Source organism: Pseudoroseomonas cervicalis ATCC 49957 (assembly GCF_000164635.1).
GTDB lineage: Bacteria > Pseudomonadota > Alphaproteobacteria > Acetobacterales > Acetobacteraceae > Pseudoroseomonas > Pseudoroseomonas cervicalis.
Genome location: NZ_GG771195.1, coordinates 1 through 656, shown reverse-complemented (window position 1 = coordinate 656; position 656 = coordinate 1). Strand labels below are relative to the sequence as shown.

Annotated in this window: 1 protein-coding gene; it reads left to right on the top strand. The window is 76.7% G+C overall.

The window, feature by feature from the left end; all coding sequences use genetic code 11:
• Positions 1-186 precede the first annotated feature (186 nt).
• Positions 187-474: a Nif11 family protein gene (locus tag HMPREF0731_RS22540; RefSeq protein ID WP_007006589.1), complete on the top strand. Its 288-nt coding sequence runs from the start codon at positions 187-189 to the stop codon at positions 472-474.
• The last annotated feature ends 182 nt before the right edge of the window (positions 475-656 follow it).

Here is a 656-nt window from a genome sequence, read left to right as displayed (position 1 = left end):
CGCGGCCGAGCTGGCCGGCAGCGGCGCGGCGCTGCCGGATGCCGCGCTGGACGCGGCCGCCGGCGGCTGGGGCAGCGCGCCGCCCTTCTGGACGGGCGCTTCCGGCGTGACGGACGCCATCACCGATGCCGTCACCAAGGGCAACACCAAGCCCTGATGCCGCGCGACACACCGGGAGACCACCCCATGGCATCGTCCGAATGGCAGCGCCTGGACCACGATCTGCGGCAGGATGTGGCGCTGCGCGAGGCGCTGGGCGACGCCCTGCCGCGCTGCCGCGGCCCGGAGGAGGCGGCCGCCCTGCTGCAGGGCCAGGGCTATGCCATCACCGCGGAGGAACTGTCCGGCCGCGGCGCCGCCCTGCCGGACGAGGCGCTGGATGGCCTGTCCGGCGGCTCCGTCAAGCAGGTCATGGACACGCTCTTCGAGATCACGACCCGGATCGTGCCCGCCCTCCGCTTCCCGACGAACTGACGCCCGGTGAGCCCCGAGCTGCGCCGCCTGGCGGAGGATATGCGCCACCGCCCGGGCCTCGCCGCCTCGCTGCGCCAGGCGCTGCCGCCGGGCACGCCGCCCGGGCGCATCGCCGAGGCACTGCGGCGGCTGGGCTATGCGGTGGCGGAGCACGAGCTGGCGCCGCCCGCCGCGCCGACCGG

What these genes read in the sequence shown, in the direction of transcription:
- HMPREF0731_RS22540 (WP_007006589.1), top strand. Translation starts at nt 187, where the DNA reads ATGGCATCGTCCGAATGGCAGCGCCTGGACCACGATCTGCGGCAGGAT.